Here is a 22045-nt window from a genome sequence, read left to right on the forward strand (position 1 = left end):
TTTTTCATAATAATATTCATTGATTATGGAATTCCCTAATATTCCCAAAGGGACCAGGGATTTTTCATCAATTGAGATGAGTAAACGAAATTATTTAATTCAAGTTATTAGAGAAAAATTTGAACTTTTTGGTTTTTATCCGATAGAAACCCCTTCTTTTGAAAATATTTCTACTCTTGTTGGTAAATATGGAGAAGAAGGAGATTATTTAATGTTTAAATTACTTCATTCAGGCAATGTTTTAAAAAAAAGAATTTCAGATTTTTTCAGAAAAATCAATAGTAAGGAAAAAACGGTTGATGTTGCAAAATTTTTGAATGAACATTTATCTAATAAAGCTCTTCGATATGATTTAACGGTTCCTTTTGTACGTTATGTGGTAATGCATAAAAATGAAATCGTTTTTCCTTTTAAAAGATATCAAATTCAACCTGTATGGCGTGCTGATAAACCTCAAAAAGGAAGATTTAGAGAGTTTTATCAATGTGATGCAGACATCGTTTCATCTTATGGGTCTTTATGGGAAGAAATAGAATTAATTCAACTTTGTGACGAAATTTTTACAAAATTGAATTTTCCTATCATCATCTATATTAATCATAGAGATATATTAGGAGGATTAGTTGAAATTTCTGGTATAAAAAATAATTTATGGAAAGATTTTACTACATCTTTAGATAAATGGAATAAAATTGGACGAGATTTAGTCAAAAAAGAAATGCTTCGTAAAGGAATATCATCTCAATCATTTGAGAAAATAGCATTTTTTTTTGATATGAAAGAAAATTTTTCTAAAAAAGAAAAACATTTGACTGTAGCCTTTCAATATTCTAAAAAAGGAAAAAAGGGGATCAAAGATTTGAGTTTTATTTATAAAAATATAAGGAGGATTTCTTTACAAAACACAAAATTGGAATGGAATATTTCTTTAGCTAGGGGAATGAATTATTATACAGGTACAATATTGGAAATTGTTCCATTCCATAATAATGGTTATTCAAATTTAATTTCTATTGGTGGAGGAGGTAGGTATGATCAATTAGCTAATTTATTTGGAATGAAAAATGTTTCTGGAGTAGGAGTTTCTTTAGGTTTAGATAGAATTTATTTAGCTATGGAAAAAAAAAATTTGTTCCAAACTATTTCTAATTATCCTTCAAAAGTTTTGTTTATTAATTTTGGAGATGAAGAGGTTTTGTATGCATATAAAATGATAAATTTTTTGAGAAAAAAAGGAATTTCCACTCAATTATATCCTCATACGGTTAAAATAGGAAAACAATTTAGATATGCTAATGATAATAATATTCCATTTACTATTAGTATAGGAAAAAATGAAATTAAAAGAAATAAAATAAGAGTAAAAAATCTTAAAGAAAGGACAGAAAAAGAATACGATAATATAAATGATATTGTGAATCAATTAATTCAATAATCATTATAAAATTTTATTGAGTGCTTTTTTCTTCCAAATAAAAAATCCTGCTATAGCCAATAGGACAAGAATGATAAATAAAATTCCTGTCAATACAAAGCCTTTCAAAAAATAAAGAGGAACGGAAATAACGTTTCCAACCATCCAAAATATCCAGTTTTCTACTTTTTTCATAGCCATTTGATACATCCCAGAAAAATAAATACCTGTTGTCAATACATCCATCCAATCAAAATGGGATTGAAGTTTTCCATGAAAATAATAAACCATCATGCTGAAAATACAAGTAGATAAAAATAAAATAGCCGTGTGTAAATAATCTTTTTGATTGCAAAAAGTGATAGGAATTTCTTTATTTTTTTTATCCTTTTTATATAGCCATACATACCATCCATAAAAACTCATCACCGTGTAATACAGATTAATAATAAAATCACCATAAAGAGAAGTCACGAAAGTTAAATAACTATATATTATAGTACTTACTATTCCTATTGGATATCCCCATATACTATTATTTTGAGCAAAAAAAACACTAAATACTGTAAATGCTACAGCTGTAAATTCTAAAATTATAGAAAAAATGTTCCTATTATAATAGGGGTAAAAAAGGATATCGATCCAATCATTCATTAGATTGATTCATTTATCTATAATATAAACTAGGTAATGTTCTTCTATTTTTCTATAAAAAGCAGAAAATTTCTTACTATAGGTCTTTTTTAGAATCCAGCATGATATGCAATAATCTTTTTTAAGACAAAAAGGAGAAACTTTATAATGATCTAAAAAACTATAAAAAATACCACCTTCTAGTTTATACAAACTTTCTTTAATTCCCCATATAATATGCAGATAATCTTCTTCATAATTTGGATTAATAAAAATAGATTCATCTTTTCTAAGAAATTTTTTTTTTATTTTAACTATTTTATTGTCTTTTCGTAATTTTTCTATGTCTATCCCTATCTGATAAGAACTTATAGCTATGGCAATTTTTTCAAAAGAATGACTTAAGGAAATATTTTTTCCTTCAGAAAAAAGAAAGGGTTTTCTTTTTTCATTATAAAAAATATTCATTTTCATGCCTATATATCTCAGTACATAACGGATTCCTAAAAATTCTCTTTTTCTTTTTTTTGATAAAGATAAAAAAAACATTTTTTCTTTATCGGAAAGAATTAGCTTTTCTAAAAACGTTGTTTCTAAAAAGTGTTCCCATCTAAAAACTATAATCTTTGTATGAAGATTATTAAATTTATAGGCACAAAAATTCATTTAGTATTTTTTTTTAAATCTAGCCATTTTTTTTTGTACTATTGTGAGTTAAAAAAAATATATGAAAGAAAGAATTGAAAAAGCATTAGAAAATGTTATTCTTCTTGATAAGAAAAATATTATTGAATCTGGTTTTGTAAAAAAAATAGATTTATTAAGTAATAAGATCATAATCTATTTGAGTTTATCCAATCCAGCTATGCATTTCAAAAATAAATTAATAAAAGATATAACCGATTCGATCAAAAATCAAAATATATTAGATACAATATGCATAAAAATAGAAATGAAATCAGATATCAAACCTGTAATCAAAAACATAATAGCTGTAGCTTCTGGAAAAGGAGGAGTTGGAAAATCTACAATATCAGCTAATATTGCTGTATCTTTAGTCAAAATGGGTTTTCATGTTGGATTATTAGACGCTGATATATATGGTCCTTCTATTCCATTAATGTTTAATATTGAAGAGGAAGATATTAATACAAGGATACATAAAAATGGGATGATTAATCCTATTATTAGTTATGGAGTTAAAATTCTATCTATAGGTTTTTTTTCAAAATATGGACAGGCTATTGTTTGGAGAGGTCCGATGGTCACTAAAGTTTTGAGACAATTTATTCATGAAACTGATTGGGGGGAGTTAGACTTTTTAATTGTAGATTTACCACCAGGAACAGGGGATATCCATTTATCTCTTTTGCAAGAAATTTCATTAAAAGGAATTGTTATAGTTAGTACATCTCAAAAAGTAGCATTGTCGGATGTAAATAGGTCTGTAGGAATGTTTCGTATTCAATCTATTTCTGTTCCAATTCTTGGAATTATAGAAAATATGTCTTATGTTCTTACAAAAGAAAGCAAAGAAAAATGCTATTTTTTTGGAAAAAATGGAGTTAAGAATTTTTCCAAAAAAATGAATCTTTTTTTTCTTGGAGAAATTCCTATGTTACAAGAAATACGAGAATATTCAGACTTGGGAATTCCTGGAGTTTTAGAAAACGAGAATATTAAAAATATTTTTCTAAAAATTACGAAAAATATTATCAATCAATTGAGTATGAAATGAATTATCAACAAAGTTTTATAAATTCTTTTATTATTAATATTAGAATAGATATAGATTTTTCCGTTTCTTGAAAAAATGTATTCCTATAATCTGCATTATTCTGAATTTTAGGTCCATATACCCCCATCACAATAATAGATATGGCGAATACTCGTAAATTCATACATCTAGCAGTGATCACATCTGTAACTATATTCATTCCAACACTATCTCCACCCATAGATCGTATCATAGAATGTTCTGCATAGGTTTTATAATTAGAATAGGGAAAAGCTACATACACTCCTTTCTGGATAATTATGTTATGATTCATGGCTATATTTTCTGCAATTTCTAGCATATTTTTATCATATATTTCTGTGATTTCAAAAAATCTATTTTTGATCAAATCCTTTATATTAGGATTTTCTGGAAAAAAATTTATATGATCTTTAACCAACATAACATCTCCCATTTTGTAATTTGGATTTACCCCTCCAGAAATATTAATTAATATGAATTTATCGATTCCTATATTTTTACACAAAACAATAGGAAAATAGTTTGTCCCATTTTCTTCAGAAAAAGGTTCTATTAAAAAAACTATATTCTTCCCTTCTATTTGACCAAATAGAAATTTTCCATATAATTTTTTTTTCGAAAAAATGGGTATTTCTTCATAAGAAATGCATATAGGATTTTGGATTTCCTCTATCAGTTTATCAAACTGACTTCCTAATAATAAAATTCCAAAATCAGGTTTTTCTTTGATTTTGTTTTGTATGTATTGTTTTGATTTTTCTAAAATAATTGACATAAATTCAAGTTTTTATCAAATTATATGGAACGGAAAAAACCAGCATTCCTTGAAAAGTGGAAATGAAAATAAAAAAAAGGTAAAATTGTTTCATGTATTTTTTTATCATTTGATTCATTTTTTACTTATCGTATAATATTTACTTCTCTTGATAAAGGAATACTAAATTTTTTTTTTATGTCTTTCTTTATTTTTTCTGAAAAATAATATATATCCATTCCACTAGCCTTTCCATAGTTTACCAAAATTATAGGTTGTTTCTCATATACTCCTACATTTCCAATTTTTATTTCTTTCCATCCTGTGTTTTCAATTAATGAGCTAGCAGATAGTTTGATTTTATCATTAGAAATATCATAATAACCAATAATAGCGGGATATTTATATTTTAGTTTTTTAAAATCCAAAATACTTACTATAGGATTCATAAAAAAACTACCAGCATTTCCAATTTTTTTTGGATTTGGAAGTTTACGATGTCTAATATTAAAAATTGCCTTACTTAAATCGTGAATAGTAGGTTCTTTAATATTCATATTTTCTAATTCCTTTTGAATTTCCACATAGGATGTGTTCAATTTTTTATATTTTTTTCTTAAAAGAAAAAAAACAGATAAAATTATAAACTTATTTCTGCAATGAGGATGCTTGAAAAAAGAAGAACGGTATTGTAGTTGACATTCTTCACGTGTAAATTCTCTTATTTTTTGATGATCCGTTTCATATACTTGTACTTTGAGTAAAGTATCTTTGACTTCTGCTCCATATGCTCCAATATTTTGAATAGGTGCAGCCCCAACAGTACCAGGAATAAATGATAAATTTTCTAAACCGCTAAATCCTTTTTTTATGGTCCATTTGACAAATTCATTCCAATTTTCTCCAGCAAAAGCTTGAACAATGACTTTATAATCATTTTCCTGGATCACCTTTTTTCCTTTTATTCCCATTTTCATGACTAATCCTGGATAATAATTTTTTAAAAAAAGAATATTACTTCCATTTCCCAAGAAAAGTTTTGGAATGGATGGATATATATCAAAAATTTTTTGAATTTCTTCTATACTTTTCACTTCTACAAAATAACGAGCATAAACATTTATTCCAAATGTATTAAATTTTTTGAGAGAAAAATTTTTTTTAATTAACATGTGAAAAATATTTCATAAATACACAAATACAATTTTGTGCGTAAATTGATTAAATTTATCCGTAAAAATATAAAATTGTTATTCTTTATGAAAAGAGGAGGAAGTTTTTTTTGGGGAGTTATTCTAGGAACCATGGCTGGTTTAATAATGGGAATTCTGTTAGCTCCAAGAAAAGAGGAAAAAATAAAAAATATACTAGGAAAAAAAACAGAAGAATTAAGAGATAATTTGCAGGAAATTAGCAAAAAAATTGGTCAAAAAGTACATCGGATTAAATCCGATTTTGAAGCAAGGTGGAAAAAAAATAAAATAGAGAAAGAAAAAATGGATCAAGTAGAAGATGAATTGGGAACTTAAGAAGTTTTTTATTTTTTTATGTTCATTTTTATTAGAAATTTTATCCATAAAAAATGGTGTATTTTAAAGAATGAAGTTGTTAGAATATTGATTTACATCATGACAGAAATTTTTCTGAGTTTTTTTTTGTTAATATTTTGTATTATTATTTTTTTTTTAGGAAGTCTTTCTTTATGTTTTTTTCTTTCCTTTTATTTCGAAAATTATGTAATTGGATTTGGACTTCTAACTATTTTGTATTTTTTTCTTTTCCTTTTTATCTTTTTTTTCTGTAGAAATATTCCACGATTTTTTATCAAAAATTTATTAAGAAAATCTATTTTTAGAATTTTTGATAAAAATCAAAAAAATTAGAATTCTTGTCTATGAATAAATTAGAATTAGAAATTGTTTATGGAATACATCCATTGATAGAAGCTATTCGATCTAAAAAAACTATTAGTAAGCTTTTTTTTCAAAGAGGATTGAAAAAAGGATCAAATGCTTACAAAAAATTAATAAGTCTTTCTAAAAAAGAAAATATTCCAATTCAAACTGTTCCGAAACAAAAATTTTATCAATTCAAAAGTAAAAATCATCAAGGAGTTTTCGCTATTCTTTCTCCTATAGAAACTTATCAAATAGAAGATTTGCTTCCTATATTTTATGAAAAAGGGATAAACCCACTTTTGGTCATTTTAGATCGTATTACAGATGTACGAAATTTTGGATCTATAATACGTACTGCTGCATGCGCAGGAGCAGATGCTATTATTATTCCAAAAAAATATACAGCAATGATTGGATCTGATTCTATCAAAACTTCTTCAGGTGCTTTATTTAAAGTTCCAATATGTCAAGAAAAAAATATAAAGAATACTATAGAGTTTTTAATGAACTATGGACTAAAAATTGTTTCCGCTACAGAAAAATCTAATATTTATTGGTACAATATTGATTTTTCAGGTCCAACAGCTTTAATACTAGGAAACGAAGAAAAAGGAATTTCTCCTAAATATTTAGAAATATCCTGCGAAAAAGCAAAAATTCCAACAATGAAAGGAATTTCTTCTTTAAATGTATCTGTGGCTTGTGGAGTTATTTTATATGAAGTTTTCCGACAAAGAAAATTTCAGTCTAAAACTCACTTTTAAATTGTCTTAAAAAACGGATATCATTATCAAAATAAATTCTAATATCTTTCATATGATAAATCATTAAAGCTAAACGTTCTATACCTACTCCAAAAGCAAATCCGGAATAAATTTCTGGATCAATATCTACATTTTTCAAAACTTTGGGGTCTATCATTCCACAACCCATAATTTCTAACCATTCACTATTACAATATATATCTACTTCAGCACTAGGTTCTGTAAATGGAAAATAAGAAGGACGAAACCGGATTTTTTCTTTTCCAAAAAGAGAAGTTATTAAATAATGAATCGTTTGTTTTAAATCGGAAAAGGAAACTTTTTTATCTATATAAAATCCTTCTGCTTGATGAAACATGAAATTTGAACGTGATGAAATGGTTTCATTTCTATATACTTTTCCTACAGATAAAACACGAAAAGGCGGATGATGTTTTTTCATATATCGTATTTGTACAGATGAAGTATGTGTACGTAACAAAATATCTGGATTTTTGCACAAAAAAAATGTATCTTGCATATCTCTAGATGGATGATCTATCGGAATATTTAAAGCAGTAAAGTTATGCCAATCATCCTCTATTTCAGGTCCATCTACATAAATGAATCCAATTTTTAGAAAAATATCTATCATTCTATTTTTTATCATAGATAGGGGATGTATAGATCCTATTTCTATAGACTTTCCAGGTATAGTAGGATCGTACTTGAGTATTTTTTCATTTTGAATGTTATTTTTGGATTGGTAGCGAAAAATTTTTTCTTGAACTTCTTTTTTTAATTCATTAATAATTTTTCCATAAATTTTTCTTTTATGGATGGATATTTTTTTTAATTCTTTGAATAAGATTGTTATGATACCTCTTTTTTTTCCTAAAAATTGGATTCTAAATGTTTCTAAATCATCATATGTTTTAATATGAAAACATTTTATTTTTTCTTTGATTTGATCTATTTTTTGATCCATATTTATTCAATAATATTTTCTTCACTCATATAACGAATGATAGCTTTTTGAATTAAAAACAATTGTTCTTCCTGATTAAAAGGAATTTTTGTTTTTAACACATAATGAGGCCATCCTTCCTTATCTCTTCCAAGAAACGAATAATACCCAAAAGGTTCTAGTATTCTACATATTGCGATATGTAAAATATTGATTTTATCTTCCCTATTTAAAAATCTATTTTTACCTTTGCCCAGCTCTTGAATTCCTATTAAGTAAATAATTCCAATGATATCAATTTTTCCTTCTATAGAAAAATGATTTCGTATGTATAACATTACTTTATTCCAATTTATATGAAATTTTTGCATAAATTTTTTTTTCATTTTACTTGTTATGTTAGCATCAGATATAATTATTATAATTTTAGTTTTATATGGAGGATATCAAGGTTATCAAAAAGGTTTAATCTCTCAATTTTTTGTATTCATGATATTTATCATTTTTATTTATAAAGGGGCCTATGTATTTGATTTAGTCAAAAAAGTCAATTTAGTAAGTAAAAAATCCTATTTTTTTGGAATTTCTTCTATAATTTTTTCTTTTCTTTCTATAATTTTTTTAGCTTTTCTAGCTAAAAAAATTATAGAATTTATTATGATGATCACATGGATGAAACCTGTGGATAGATTGTGTGGTGGAATATTAGGCATGATTAAATATTTTTTTTATATTTCAATATGTCTTTTTTTTCTAAAAGAAGCAAATCAAAAAGTAGATATAATTCCTTATAGTTTTTTTCAAAATTCTTTTGAAAAAGAATTTCAATTTTTTTTCTCGAGAAAAGGATATTTGTTTAATAAATTGAAAGAATTATATTTTTATTTACAAATTTTATTTTCTAAATGAACTTTAAAAAGAAGATTTTTTCGGTATCATCTCAAAATGAATTTGAAAATTTAACGTTGGATATATTTCATTATCAAATTGATAATAATAAAATTTATAAAAACTATCTTCAATCATTAAAAATAGATCCATTGAAAATAAAAAATATTTCTGAAATTCCTTTTCTACCTATTTCTTTTTTTAAAACACATTTTATTTGGAGCAGTAAAAGGAGCATTCCAGATGTTCTTTTCACTAGTAGCGGAACGACAGGAATAAAAAGTAAACATTATGTAGCAGATTTAAGTGTTTACATTAACAGTATTAGAAAAGGATTTGAATTTTTTTATGGTCCAATAGAAAAATTTAAATTTTTAGGATTTTTTCCTACTGATAGAAAGGATTCTTCTTTAATTTATATGATAAAATATTTGATCCAAGAAACCATTCAAAATGGAAGTGATATTGTTTTTTCCTATTCCAATTACAAGGATAAAAATTGGATTATACCTGATCAAAAAAATGTTTTAATTTTTGGACTTAGTTTCTCTTTATTAGATTTTATAGAAAATATGGAAAAAAATGGATATAAAAAAAACGTGATCATTATGGAAACAGGAGGAATGAAAGGAAAAAGAAAAGAAATCATTAGAGAAGAATTACACAATATTTTAAAAAAATTTTTTTGTGTAAAGGAAATTCACTCTGAATATGGAATGACAGAATTGCTTTCTCAAGCATATGCAGAAAAAAACGGTGTATTTCGATGTCCTCCTTGGATGAAAATATATATCAGAGATCCTGAAGATCCTTTTATTCATATAGATAATAATAAAATAGGAGGTATTGATATTATAGATTTATCGAATTACTTATCTTGTCCTTTTATTTCTACCGAAGATTTAGGAAAAAAAATAAATGACTATGAATTTGAAGTCTTAGGAAGAATGGATTTTTCAGACATACGAGGATGCAACATAATGACCATTTGACCCTTAGAAAGCTAGAAAAGAGGCGTCTTTTTTTGATGATATATGAGATAAAGCATTGTGATACAATAGTATGATATTTTCTATATTTTCTGTTATTTTTTTTGATTGCAAAAGAATATCCAGCATCAAAAAAGTGTTTTTTGTTCCATATTTTTTATAAATAATTCCCATAACCTGTTGATTCATTTGTTCTTCTATTTTTTTTAGAATTTTATTTTGGATCGGACAAGGAAATTGTATTTTTTTACAATTTTTATCTATTGTTATTTTTTTTATGATGTTAAAATGTTCAATCATAAGATCTTCAAGTATTAACAAATTTTTCTTTTGTTGATATTTTAAAGGTTTATGGCTATTTATCACATGAAATAATGTATGATTAGTAATCATATCTGAGGATTCAATAATTTCTTTAGTTTTATTATATATATGTAGATAAAGAATTCCAGCAATAGGTTCACTTTTTTTCGTTTTTTGAATCACTTGAGTTAAAGAATTCTGTATTTTTGTAAAATTTTCTTTTACTTTTAAAAAAGAATTTCTACTAGATTGAAGAGTTTTTAAATTTTCTTGAGTAATTCCTTCTATACTATTTTTATAAATTACTTCTATATATTCAAGTATAGGTTTAAGAATATCAAAGGTTTTGTTTAAGGTGGTTTCTAAAGTAAGATTTACTATAATATCAAAAAACGGTTTTTCTTCTTTTATTTTTTTATGATATTTTTTATAACTTTTGTAAAAAACAAATATAATTAAAAAAATAAGAGAGGATAAAGCCCATGCTTTAAAAAAGTATAAAAAAGCAGCCGTTACTCCTGCCATTGTGAAAGCGATTAATCCTGTTAAAAACCATCCTCTTATAACTTTTAACACTCCTGAAACTCTATAAACAGCACTTTCTCGATCCCAAGCTCTATCTGAAAGAGAAGTCCCCATAGAGACCATAAAAGTAACGAAAGTAGTAGATAGTGGTAATTTTTGAACCGTAGCTATAGATATCAATATGCTAGATATAGTTAAATTAGCAGAAGCTCTAACTAGGTCAAAAGCTACGCTTTCTTCTTTTTGTGTTTTTTTTTGTTTAAAATTTTTTTCTATTTTCACCAAAAGTCTTTTCGGAAAGAATTTAAAAAAATAATTTCCGAAACATAAAAAAAATCTAACAATTCCTCGAGAAAAAGAATTGGATAAAAATTTCTCTGGACCTTCATTTTGTCTACTTAAATTAATCTCTGTGCTAGTGATGTTTTTTGTTTTTTTGGAAAACCAAAGAGTTAATATCATAATCATTCCTGCAAAAATCAAAACCAAAGATGGGACCTGTACATTTCCAGATAAACTTTTCATATTGAATTTTTCAGCAGGAGGACTTCCCGCTTCTTTCCATATATTATAAGACTGTATTCCAGCTATAGGGATTCCGATAAAATTGACTAAATCATTTCCTGCAAAAGCCATAGCCAAAGAAAAAGTTCCATATAATACGACAAATTTTAATATGTTGTATCCTAAAGAAACAAATATTTTTGCTACGATTGTCCATGTTGAAAATAATATAAGCAAAAAAACAAAAAAATTATGGTGAATCCATTTTATAAAATGTTGAATGAATAAGGAAAATCCTGTTAAATAATTATCATTAAGAAATCCTTGTAATGTACTATGCAATCCTTTAACAATAAGAAAATAAGTCATACTGCTCAATGAAACAGCTGTCCATATTACTCCTGCATATTTTAATTTGCTCTCATATTCAAAACTAAATAAAGAACGAATGAAATAGTGAATGAAAGCACCAGAAGTAAAAGAAATTATAATAGATAAAAAAATACCTATACTAATAGTTAATGTTTTTTCTGCTTTAATGTATAGAGTTAAATGATGAAAGGGCTCATTATTTAATGGAGAACTCATTTTAACCATTGCTATACTGAAAGCTCCACCTAATAAACAAAAAACCATAGATACTGTAGTAGAAGTGGGTAATCCTAAAGTGTTAAAAATATCCAGTAAAATAATATCGGATATCATAACCGCTAAAAAAATAAAAATAATATCTGAAAAATAAAAATAGGAAGGATCAAAAACTCCTTTTCTTGCTACTTCCATCATTCCGCTAGATAAAAAGGCTCCTAATAAAATACCTAAGCTAGCAAAAATCATGATAGTTCTACGAGAAGATACTTGAGATCCAATAGCGGAATTGAGAAAATTAACGGCATCATTAATTAAACCAACAATCAGATCAAATATGGATAATAAAAAAAGAACCACTATAATTGATGGATAAAAAAATTTCATATAGGTATTATTGAATTGAATTCACAAAAAAAGCAAAAGTATATTATTTTTAAGGTTTGTTTTTTTATAAATCGGAAATCATTTTTATAATTTTTTCAAAGATTCTTTAATGAGATTTTCTACAGAAAATTCTGGATGTTCATTCAAAATATTATCCAAAACCTTTTTAGATTTTTGAGGAGAAAATCCAAGTACACTCAAAGCGCTTAAAGCTTCTTTTTTGATTAAATAAGGTGTATTTTCCAAAAATTTTACGTTTTTTCCTTTTTTAGGAATAATTTCTTTAGTTAATTTATCTTTTAGTTCAATAATAATTCTTTGAGCTGTTTTTGTACCAATTCCTTTTACTTTTTCAAATACTTTTATATCTTCTTTATATATAGATTCTTTGATTTCATATGGAGTAAGAGAAGATAATAACATGATAGCAGAACTTGGACCTATTCCATTCACGGATATCAAATAAGAAAATATTTTTCTTTCTATTTTGTCAAAAAAACCATACAAAATATGTTTATTTTCTTTGATAAAAAGATAAGTATGTATACATATATCTTTTCCTTCTTCTTCTAACAAAGAAGAATAGGTATATGACGAGATATGAATATGATATCCTACTCCATGACAATCTATTATTAAATAAGATTGATTTTTTTCTATTAACTTTCCTCTTAAACGTGTTATCACAGTATTCTAAAAAAGTAGATAATAAATCCTAAAAAATTATTTTTTTCTAAAGAAAATTTGTATGGGGACTCCTCTAAAATCAAAGTGATAACGAATTTGATTTTCAACAAATCTTTTATAAGATTCTTTTATATATTGAGGAAAATTAGAAAAAAAAATAAATATTGGCGTGCATGAGGGCAGCTGAGTACAATATTTTATAGTTATTAATTTCTTTTTTTTCTTAGAAGGAGGAGGATTTTTTTTCAAAATTGGTAACATAATTTTATTTAAAATATTCGTTTTTAATCTGTTTTTACGGGATTTTAAAATCTGATCAGCTGTGGGAATAATATGAAAGATTCCATCTTTATTTTTAGCAGATATAAATAAAATGGGAACATTATCAAATGGAGATATTTTTTTTCGAATCAATAATTCGTAATTTTTTTGCATAGAATAATTTTTATTATGAAATAAATCCCATTTGTTAATAAGAATTATAATACCTTTATGATACTTTTTCACTAATCTAAAAATATTCATATCCTGTTTTTCCCATCCACGAGACGCGTCTACCATTAAAAGACAAACATCAGTGTATTCTATCGTTTTTACCGTTCTCATAGAAGAATAAAATTCAATGTTTTCTCTTATTTTTGATTTTTTTCTTACTCCAGGAGTATCAACTAAAATACATTCATATCCCCATTTTTTGTAGAAAACATCTAGACTATCTCTAGTCGTACCAGAAATGTTAGTTACAATATGATGATTTTTATCTAGAAAAGAGTTAATCAAAGTAGATTTTCCGACATTTGGACGTCCTACCACAGAGAAACGAGGAAGAAATTCTTTTTCTGCGATTTTTTCTTTTCTTTCAACGAATTTTTCTTTGAAGATTTCTACTAATTTATCTAGTAATTCTCCCGTTCCACTTCCATTTATAGCTGATATATAGTAATAGTTTACAAATCCTAAACGAAAAAAATCTGTATCAGAATATATGAATTTTCCGTTATCTACTTTATTCACTACTAATAAAGTGATTTTATGACATTTTCTGAGTATTTTAGCTATTTCTCTATCCGTGTCGAATATACCCATTATATCTACCAAAAATAAAATCACATCAGCTTCTTTGATGGCCATGAAAATTTGATTTTTTATTTCTTTTTCAAGTACATCATTTTTTGAAATCGTAAAACTAAACCCACCTGTATCCACCACAGAAAATTTTATTCCATTCCATTCTGAATCCCCAAAAATTCGATCTCTTGTGACTCCACTTGTCATATGAACAATAGCTTGTTTTCTTCCTACAAGACGATTAAAAAAAGTAGATTTTCCGACATTTGGACGTCCTACTATAGATACGATATAATTCATTTTGATAAATTATTCACAAAGGTAGAATTTTTTCATTAGTTTCATTCCTAGATTCTTAGTCAAAGTGTATATTACTAAAAAAAATAATGCGTATAGATATTGTTAGCTTAGTTCCTGAAATTCTTCATAGCCCTTTTTCCAATTCTATTATTAAAAGAGCAATCAATAAAGGATTGATTGATATTTATGTTCATGATTTACGTAAATATGGTTTAGGTAAGCGGAAAAAAGTAGACGATTATCCTTATGGAGGTGGATCCGGAATGGTTATTCGAATAGAACCTGTATATCAATGTTTTTCAAAATTGTTATCAGAACGAAATTATGATGAAAAAATTTTTATGACTCCTGATGGAAAGTTATTTTCACAAAAATATGCGAGAACTTTAACTGGTAAAAAAAATATTATCATTCTTTGTGGACGTTATAAAGGAATTGATCAGAGAATTCGCGATTATTTGATTTCCAGAGAGATATCTATTGGAAACTACATCTTATCTGGAGGAGAACTAGCAGCGGCTGTTGTAATAGAATCTGTAGTTAGATTATTACCTGGTGTTATACAAAATAAAGATTCCATTCTTACGGATTCTTTTCAAAAAGAATCCTTAATAGCTCCTCCCATTTATACTCGTCCAGTCGTTTATAAAGGATGGTCTGTTCCAGAAATTCTTTTATCTGGACATCATAAAAAAATAAAAGATTGGTTTTATCAAAAATCCATGCAAATTAAACGAAAATTGGATTCTTAGAAGATCCATCAAAATGAATTTTGCTATAAATCAAACGTTTTATAACTTTGTCAAGTTGATCAAAATCAAATTCTTTGATCACATTTTGCATCAAATTTCTAATTCTCGTGTTACATAAATTTCCTATGCTTCCTTCATGAGAATAAAAACCCTTTGTTAAGGGTTTAAAACATCCATTTTGGATATCTAAACCGATTTTTTGATAAGCTTCTCTAAAAGAATATCCTTCTTCAACAACAAGTTTGTTAACTACTTCTACACTGAACAAGTATTTATACTTCTCTTCCTTAAGAATGTCCTTTCTCACTATGATATGATTCAACATATACTTAAACATAGAAAAACATTTTTTTATTTCTTCAAAAATAGGAATAAATCTTTCTTTAATGATTTGAAAATCTCTATGATATCCAGAGCAAAAATTAGAAGTAATCAAAGAAATTTCATTAGGCAATGAAGTCATTCTATTACATTTAGCTCGTATCATCTCAAAAACATCTGGGTTTTTTTTATGAGGCATGATGCTAGATCCGGTAGTCAGATGATCAGGAAAACTAATGAAATTGAAATTTTGACTTAAATATAAGCAAATATCTTGTGCCATTTTACTTAAAGTTCTTGCTAAAGAAGCAATAGATTCTGAAACTATTCTTTCCATTTTACCACGTCCCATTTGAGCATATATTACATTGTAATTTAAACTTTCAAATCCCAATAAGTCCGTTGTCATTTTTCTATTTAAAGGTAAAGAAGATCCATAACCAGCAGCGGATCCTAAAGGGTTTTTGTTGACAATACGATATGCTGTGCGAATTAATAGCAAATCATCTATTAAACTTTCTGCATATGCAGCGAACCAAAGTCCAAAAGAAGAAGGCATAGCTATTTGATAATGAGTATAACCAGGCATTAATGTATTTTTATGTTTTTCACTTAATTTTAATAACAAATCAAAAAAAGAATAAGTGATCAAAACTATTTCTTTGATTTCTGTGCGAACAAAAAGTTTCAAATCTACCAATATTTGATCATTTCTGGATCGCCCACTATGTATTTTTTTCCCTACGTTTCCTAAACGATTTGTTAATAAAAACTCTATTTGAGAATGAATATCTTCTATTCCTTCATCTATTCTAAAATTATTTTTTAATATTTCGTGAACATAAATGTGACGTAACTCCTTAATCAAAATTTTTAAATCTTTTTGATTTAATAATCCAATACTTTTCAACATAATGATATGAGCTATAGTTCCTATAACATCATGCGGAGCTAAAAGTAAATCTATTTTAGAATCCTTCCCTGAAGTAAAATTTTCTATTTTTTTATCAAAACTAAAATTAGTCTTTTTCTCCCAAATTTTCACGCAAAAACATTTTTATTCTATCTTTGATCGAAGATAAAACTATAAATTTTTATGGAAATAAGGAAAATTTCTAATAAAATTCATGGATTATGAGTAAACATAATACTATAAAAAATTATACAGCAGATAGTATTCAATCTCTTGAAGGAATAGAACATATCAGACTAAGACCTTCTATGTATATTGGAGACATAGGAACTAGAGGGCTTCATCATTTAGTCTACGAAGTGATAGATAATTCAGTCGATGAAGCTTTAGCAGGTTTTTGCAATAAAATATGGGTGACAATTCACAAAAATGGATTTATTACCGTACTTGACAATGGTCGTGGAATTCCAATAGACATTCATAAAAAAGAAGGAAAATCTGCTCTTGAAGTAGTTATGACTAAAATTGGTGCAGGTGGTAAATTTGATAAAAATTCTTATAAAGTTTCTGGAGGATTACACGGGGTAGGAATTTCCTGTGTCAATGCTCTATCTAAAAAACTTATAGTCACAATTTATCGGAACGGAAAAATTTATCAACAAGAGTATTTAAAAGGAAAAGCCCTTTATCCTGTAAAATGTTTAGGAAAAGCCAATATGCAAGGAACAAAAATTCATTATCTTGCTGATCATTCTATTTTTAATTCCATTACATATAATTATGAAATTTTAGCCAATCGATTGAAAGAATTATCTTTTTTAAATAAAGGACTGTCCTTATTTTTAAAAGATGAAAGAGAGAACATCAAAGAATATTTTTTTTCTAAAAATGGATTAAAAGAATATCTTCCTATTTTAGATAAAAATCAAGAATCTTTAACAAAAAATGTCATTTTTATTGAAGGAGAAAAAGATAATACAATTGTAGAAGTTGCAATGCAGTACAATACTTCTTTTAAAGAAAAAATTTATTCTTATGTTAACAATATCAATACTTATGAAGGAGGAACTCATCTTTCTGGATTTCGAAGAGCACTAACAAGAACGTTAAAAAAATATTCTGATGGATATGGAATTTTATCCAATAAAGATAAAGTCGAGTTAACTGGAGATGATTTTAGGGAAGGAATTACAGCTATTATATCTGTTAGGGTAATGGAACCTCAGTTTGAAGGACAAACTAAGACCAAATTAAGTAATCACGAAGTGGGAGGAATTGTAGATAAAATTGTAGGGGAAATGTTGAACAGTTATTTAGAAGAACATCCTAGTGATAGAAAAAAGATTATTGATAAAGTCATTCTAGCAGCTAAAGCACGTCAAGCCGCTAAAAAAGCTCGTGAATTAATACAAAAAAAGAATCCCATCAATAATAGTATTTTACCTGGAAAATTAGCAGATTGTTCTTTCAATAATCCAGAAAGCTGTGAAATCTATTTGGTTGAAGGAGATTCTGCTGGAGGAACAGCTAAACAAGGTAGAGACAGAAATTTTCAAGCTATTTTACCTTTGCGAGGTAAAATCTTAAATGTTGAAAAAGCTATGCAGTATAAAATATTTGAAAATGAGGAAATAAAAAATATATTTACTTCTTTAGGAGTCTCTATTGGAACAGAAGAAGATCAAGAAATTTTAAATGTAAAAAAACTGAGATACAATAAAATTATTATTATGACAGATGCGGATATAGATGGAAGTCATATTTCTACTTTGATTTTAACATTGTTCTTTCGTTATATGAAACCATTAATAGAAAAAGGACATATTTATATTGCAACACCTCCACTTTATTTAATCAGAAAAGGAAATCATCATCAATATGCTTGGAGTGATCAAGAAAGAGAAAATATACTCAATCAATTAGGAGGAAGAAAAACTGTTAATATACAACGTTACAAAGGATTAGGAGAGATGAATGCGGAACAGCTTTGGGAAACGACTATGAACCCCAAAAAGAGAACTCTACGCAAAGTAAATATAGAAAATCATTCGGAAGCAGACAAAATATTTTCCATTCTTATGGGAGATGAAGTTCCGCCACGTAGAAATTTCATAGAAAAAAATGCAATACATGCAAAAATTGATGTATAGTATTCTAGTTTTATTCAATTCAATACATCACATTCCATCATGAATTATATTCAATCAATCCTGTTAGGGATTATTGAAGGAATTACAGAGTTTTTACCTATTTCTTCTACAGGACATATGATCCTTGCAGCTTCTATTATGGGAATACTAGAATATAAAATAACAAATTTATTTCTTGTATCTGTTCAGATTGGAGCAATTTTATCAGTAGTTTTTTTGTATAGAAAAAAATTTTTTTTTCAAAAATGGGATTTTTATCTAAAAATTTTTTTAGCTAGTTTTCCTGTAGGGATTTTTGGTTTTTTTTATTCCAAAAAAACAAATTTTTTATTAGGGGATCCACTGATCGTTGCTCTATCTCTTTTTATAGGAGGATTAGTCATTTTGAAATCAGAAAATTTTTATGAAAAAAATTACCCTAATAAAAAGAACAGAATTACTTATTTCAAAGCTTTAACTATTGGATTATTTCAATGTATAGCTTTGATTCCAGGAGTATCTAGAAGTGCAACAACCATTGTTGCTTGTATGCTACAAAATGTTAATAGAAAAAAAGCTATTGAATTCTCTTTCTTTTTATCTGTTCCTGTTATTGGAATTGCTACATGTAAAAAATTATTCGACTATTATTTTCAATTAAATTCTTTTACATTTAAAGAGATAGAATTATTATTTTTAGGAAACATAGTAGCTTTCATAACTGGAATGATAGTTATCAAATGTTTTATGAAATATTTGAAAAAAAATAATTTCAGATTATTCGGATACTATAGAATCATTTTAGGGATTTTTTTTCTTGTTATACATTATTTGATTAAACCTATTGGAAAATTTTGATCAAAAATTTATTAGAATTTCAAAATGGAAAAATGTTGTTAATAGATAAACCGTGGGGATGGACTTCTTTTGAAATTGTGAAAAAAATTAAAAGTTATATTCTCACGAATACTCCTACAAAAAAAGCAAATTTAAAAATAGGACACGCAGGAACTTTAGATCCTCTTGCTACAGGTTTATTAATTGTTCTAACAGGAAAATATACTAAAAAAGTAGATGATATTCAAAATTATAAAAAAACTTATACAGGGATTATCAAATTAGGCTGTGAAACTTTATCTTTTGATTCAGAAACAGAGGAATATAATTTTTCTTCCACTTCGCACATCACTACTCAACTTATTAGAAAAACATCAAAAAAATTTATAGGAGAAATGGATCAATTTCCTCCCTATTTTTCTGCCTTAAAAAGAAAAGGAAAAAGATTCTATGAATATGCTAGAAAAGGAGAAAAAATAAATTTGATGAAATCGAGACGTGTCAAAATTTATCAATTTCATATCCTAAAAATAGGAATTCCCTACATAAAATTTTTTATAGAATGTGGAAAAGGAACTTACATTAGATCTATTGCTCAAGATTTTGGAAAAGCACTCAGAAGCGGATCTTATCTACTTTCTTTAAGAAGAGAACGTATAGGAAATTTTTCTATAAATAGTTGTTATGGTTTAGATCTTTCAGAAAAATTAAAATTTCCATGTTACTTATTAAATTTTATATTTTTTGTACCATCCATGAAATCTTTTGTGGCATTCTTCATCAGTTAAAACTCCTTTTCTAACTCCTTCTAATAAATGTTTTTTAAGTAATACACCGTTTTTAGAAAAAATGGATCTTACCGTGTTGGTAGGTTGGGCCCCTTTCATTAACCAGGATACAGCGTTTTCCATTTTTAATACAGTTGAAGGAGGATCCGTATGAGGATTATAAGTTCCTAGTTTTTCAATAAATTTACCATCTCGTGGAGAACGAGAATCAGCTACAACTATATGATAAATAGGTTTATGTTTTTTTCCTATTCTTTTTAAACGTATTTTCACAGACATAATTTTATGGATTTAAATAATAACCAAAAAACCTTAATTTAGGCATAATTATAATGTTTTTGAAAAAAAAATGGTATATATTTACACGTAGACCCGTTGTGTAACGGTAGCACAGCAGATTTTGGTTCTGTAAGTTGGGGTTCGAGTCCCTACGGGTCTGTTCCCGACCGTATAGTTTTTAATTTTATTTTTGAGATATGTTGAATTTTACAAAATGAGTATTGGAATGAAAGTAAAAAAGGAAAAAATTTTATTAATAGCTTTTTTTAATGTTTTAGCATATGTATTGATTCATTTGTTCAAATCTTTTTTAGGATTGGATAAATTGACTCTTTGCATATTAAGATGCTTCGTCATATCTATTTTCATATTGTATGCCTTTCTGAAAAAAGATTTAACTACTTGGATCTTATTATCCATTATCATAGGAATAGAAATGGGATTAGATCTACCAAAAATTGCTGTAGAACTAAGATTTTTATCTCAAATATTTTTGAGATTGATAAAAACTATTATTGCTCCAATATTATTTTCAACTTTAGTAGTTGGGATAGCAAGTCATTCTAATATTAAACAATTAGGCAGCATGGGATGGAAGTCCCTATTATATTTTGAAGTCGTCACAACTTTAGCTTTATTCATTGGTCTTATTGCTATTAATGTCTCTCAAGCTGGAGTAGGCATTGTGATTCCCGAAGGAATCACAGAACAACAATTGCCAAAAGTAGAAAGTAGAACTTGGCAAAACACTATTATTCATGTATTTCCAGAAAATTTTATCAAATCTATATATCATGGAGATGTATTACCTATAGTGGTATTTTCTGTTATTTTCGGAATTTCCATGGTTTTTTTGGAAGAAAAAAAACGAACTCCTATATTACTATTTGCAGAAAGTCTTTCAGAAATCATGTTTAAATTTACTAAAATTATCATGTATTTTGCTCCTATAGGAGTAGGATCCGCTATAGCTTATACAGTAGGACATATGGGGTTGGATATTTTATATAATTTATTTCAGTTATTGTTGACTCTTTATATTGCTTTACTTATCTTTTTGATAGTTGTTTTACTTCCTATTCTTTTATGGATTAAAGTTCCTTTAAAAGGTTTTATTAAAGCATTAACTGAACCTGTATCACTTGCGTTTGCTACTACGAGTTCAGAGTCGGCCTTACCTCTACTTATGGAAAATTTAGAGAAATTAGGCGTTCCCAGAAAAATTATTGCTTTTGTGATTCCTACAGGTTATAGCTTCAATTTGGATGGGACTACTTTATATTTATCTTTAGCTACTGTTTTTGTAGCACAAGCATCTGGTATTCCTTTGAGTTTTAGTCAACAAATATTCATAGGTTTGACTTTGATTTTAACTAGCAAAGGAGTAGCAGGAGTTCCTAGAGCTTCTTTAGTTATTCTTTTAGCGACTGTTGCTTCTTTTGGATTACCCACTTGGCCTATATTAGCTATTATAGGCATAGATGAATTAATGGACATGGCTCGCACGACAGTCAATGTGATAGGAAATGGATTAGCTAGTTGTGTGATAGCTCGTTCTGAGGGAGAATTGGACGATAAAAAAATGTTAGATTATGTCAATCAAAGTGATTTGTAATTAA

22 protein-coding genes and 1 tRNA gene are annotated in these 22045 nt (G+C 26.8%); 12 read left to right on the plus strand and 11 right to left on the minus strand.

Going from position 1 to position 22045, the window contains the following annotated elements:
• Nucleotides 1–25: 25 nt before the first annotated feature.
• Entirely contained in the window at nt 26–1435 is a 1410-nt protein-coding gene (gene hisS, locus H0H67_RS01315; RefSeq protein WP_185859541.1) for a histidine--tRNA ligase, read from the plus strand.
• Nucleotides 1436–1438: 3 nt separating this feature from the next.
• Here the strand turns inward: hisS and pnuC are convergent, their stop codons facing one another.
• Together pnuC and H0H67_RS01325 are read right to left on the minus strand one after the other, a co-directional pair.
• Nucleotides 1439–2068: a nicotinamide riboside transporter PnuC gene (gene pnuC / locus H0H67_RS01320; RefSeq protein WP_185859542.1), complete on the minus strand. Its 630-nt coding sequence runs from the start codon at nt 2066–2068 to the stop codon at nt 1439–1441.
• 9 nt (nt 2069–2077) lie between these two features.
• Nucleotides 2078–2713 (minus strand): 4'-phosphopantetheinyl transferase family protein, encoded by a 636-nt coding sequence (locus H0H67_RS01325; RefSeq protein WP_185859543.1) that lies wholly within the window; start codon nt 2711–2713, stop codon nt 2078–2080.
• Nucleotides 2714–2774: 61 nt separating this feature from the next.
• Between H0H67_RS01325 and H0H67_RS01330 the strand changes: the two genes are divergently transcribed.
• Complete coding sequence (locus tag H0H67_RS01330; protein WP_185859544.1) at nt 2775–3785, plus strand: Mrp/NBP35 family ATP-binding protein; 1011 nt, start codon at nt 2775–2777, stop codon at nt 3783–3785.
• Nucleotides 3786–3789: 4 nt separating this feature from the next.
• On the opposite strand, the gene H0H67_RS01335 is transcribed toward H0H67_RS01330, so the two are convergent.
• Both H0H67_RS01335 and murB read right to left on the minus strand, forming a co-directional pair.
• Nucleotides 3790–4581: a purine-nucleoside phosphorylase gene (locus H0H67_RS01335; RefSeq protein WP_185859545.1), complete on the minus strand. Its 792-nt coding sequence runs from the start codon at nt 4579–4581 to the stop codon at nt 3790–3792.
• A gap of 125 nt (nt 4582–4706) precedes the next feature.
• Nucleotides 4707–5732 (minus strand): UDP-N-acetylmuramate dehydrogenase, encoded by a 1026-nt coding sequence (gene murB / locus H0H67_RS01340; protein ID WP_185859546.1) that lies wholly within the window; start codon nt 5730–5732, stop codon nt 4707–4709.
• A gap of 87 nt (nt 5733–5819) precedes the next feature.
• Here murB and H0H67_RS01345 point away from each other — a divergent pair, with 87 nt between their 5' ends.
• Nucleotides 5820–6089, plus strand: coding sequence for a YtxH domain-containing protein (locus H0H67_RS01345; RefSeq protein WP_185859547.1), 270 nt, complete (start codon nt 5820–5822; stop codon nt 6087–6089).
• A gap of 365 nt (nt 6090–6454) precedes the next feature.
• Entirely contained in the window at nt 6455–7222 is a 768-nt protein-coding gene (gene rlmB, locus H0H67_RS01350; protein ID WP_185859548.1) for a 23S rRNA (guanosine(2251)-2'-O)-methyltransferase RlmB, read from the plus strand.
• Here rlmB and pheS read toward each other — a convergent pair.
• Both pheS and H0H67_RS01360 read right to left on the minus strand, forming a co-directional pair.
• Nucleotides 7206–8189 carry a phenylalanine--tRNA ligase subunit alpha gene (pheS, locus tag H0H67_RS01355; protein ID WP_185859549.1) on the minus strand — a complete coding sequence of 328 codons (984 nt, stop codon included), beginning with the start codon at nt 8187–8189 and terminating at the stop codon, nt 7206–7208. The two genes, rlmB and pheS, sit on opposite strands and share 17 nt — an antisense overlap.
• A gap of 2 nt (nt 8190–8191) precedes the next feature.
• Nucleotides 8192–8554, minus strand: coding sequence for a hypothetical protein (locus tag H0H67_RS01360; protein ID WP_185859550.1), 363 nt, complete (start codon nt 8552–8554; stop codon nt 8192–8194).
• A gap of 10 nt (nt 8555–8564) precedes the next feature.
• On the opposite strand from H0H67_RS01360, the gene H0H67_RS01365 reads away from it, so the two are divergent.
• Nucleotides 8565–9077, plus strand: coding sequence for a CvpA family protein (locus H0H67_RS01365; protein ID WP_185859551.1), 513 nt, complete (start codon nt 8565–8567; stop codon nt 9075–9077).
• Nucleotides 9074–10048 (plus strand): LuxE/PaaK family acyltransferase, encoded by a 975-nt coding sequence (locus tag H0H67_RS01370; protein ID WP_185859552.1) that lies wholly within the window; start codon nt 9074–9076, stop codon nt 10046–10048. The genes H0H67_RS01365 and H0H67_RS01370 overlap by 4 nt, the downstream gene beginning before the upstream one ends.
• Nucleotides 10049–10051: 3 nt before the next feature.
• Here the strand turns inward: H0H67_RS01370 and H0H67_RS01375 are convergent, their stop codons facing one another.
• From H0H67_RS01375 to der, 3 genes are all read right to left on the minus strand, one after another.
• Nucleotides 10052–12352: an inorganic phosphate transporter gene (locus H0H67_RS01375; RefSeq protein ID WP_185859553.1), complete on the minus strand. Its 2301-nt coding sequence runs from the start codon at nt 12350–12352 to the stop codon at nt 10052–10054.
• A gap of 84 nt (nt 12353–12436) precedes the next feature.
• Complete coding sequence (gene ruvA / locus H0H67_RS01380; protein WP_185859554.1) at nt 12437–13039, minus strand: Holliday junction branch migration protein RuvA; 603 nt, start codon at nt 13037–13039, stop codon at nt 12437–12439.
• Between the two features lie 36 nt (nt 13040–13075).
• Nucleotides 13076–14407, minus strand: a complete 1332-nt coding sequence (gene der / locus H0H67_RS01385) for a ribosome biogenesis GTPase Der (protein ID WP_185859555.1) — start codon at nt 14405–14407, stop codon at nt 13076–13078.
• Nucleotides 14408–14493: 86 nt separating this feature from the next.
• On the opposite strand from der, the gene trmD reads away from it, so the two are divergent.
• Entirely contained in the window at nt 14494–15159 is a 666-nt protein-coding gene (gene trmD, locus H0H67_RS01390; RefSeq protein ID WP_185859556.1) for a tRNA (guanosine(37)-N1)-methyltransferase TrmD, read from the plus strand.
• On the opposite strand, the gene argH is transcribed toward trmD, so the two are convergent.
• The gene (gene argH, locus H0H67_RS01395) at nt 15137–16525 is read right to left on the minus strand and encodes an argininosuccinate lyase (protein WP_185859557.1); all 1389 of its coding nucleotides are present in this window, start codon (nt 16523–16525) and stop codon (nt 15137–15139) included. The genes trmD and argH overlap by 23 nt on opposite strands.
• Nucleotides 16526–16614: 89 nt before the next feature.
• Here argH and gyrB point away from each other — a divergent pair, with 89 nt between their 5' ends.
• The 3 genes from gyrB to truB are packed head-to-tail and all read left to right on the plus strand — an operon-like array spanning nt 16615 to nt 20147.
• Complete coding sequence (gene gyrB, locus H0H67_RS01400; RefSeq protein ID WP_185859558.1) at nt 16615–18543, plus strand: DNA topoisomerase (ATP-hydrolyzing) subunit B; 1929 nt, start codon at nt 16615–16617, stop codon at nt 18541–18543.
• A 39-nt stretch (nt 18544–18582) separates the two neighbouring features.
• On the plus strand, nt 18583–19380 hold the full coding sequence (locus H0H67_RS01405; RefSeq protein ID WP_185859559.1) for an undecaprenyl-diphosphate phosphatase: 798 nt from the start codon (nt 18583–18585) through the stop codon (nt 19378–19380).
• Complete coding sequence (truB, locus tag H0H67_RS01410) at nt 19377–20147, plus strand: tRNA pseudouridine(55) synthase TruB (protein WP_185859560.1); 771 nt, start codon at nt 19377–19379, stop codon at nt 20145–20147. Before H0H67_RS01405 ends, truB begins: the two co-directional genes overlap by 4 nt.
• Here truB and rpsP read toward each other — a convergent pair.
• Nucleotides 20088–20426, minus strand: coding sequence for a 30S ribosomal protein S16 (rpsP, locus tag H0H67_RS01415; protein WP_185859561.1), 339 nt, complete (start codon nt 20424–20426; stop codon nt 20088–20090). The genes truB and rpsP overlap by 60 nt on opposite strands.
• A gap of 89 nt (nt 20427–20515) precedes the next feature.
• On the opposite strand from rpsP, the gene H0H67_RS01420 reads away from it, so the two are divergent.
• Nucleotides 20516–20586 (plus strand) — tRNA-Gln (locus H0H67_RS01420).
• Nucleotides 20587–20640: 54 nt separating this feature from the next.
• Entirely contained in the window at nt 20641–22041 is a 1401-nt protein-coding gene (locus H0H67_RS01425; RefSeq protein WP_185859562.1) for a dicarboxylate/amino acid:cation symporter, read from the plus strand.
• Nucleotides 22042–22045: the final 4 nt, after the last annotated feature.

Source organism: Blattabacterium cuenoti, from assembly GCF_014251575.1.
In the GTDB taxonomy this organism is placed as follows: Bacteria; Bacteroidota; Bacteroidia; order Flavobacteriales; family Blattabacteriaceae; genus Blattabacterium; species Blattabacterium cuenoti_N.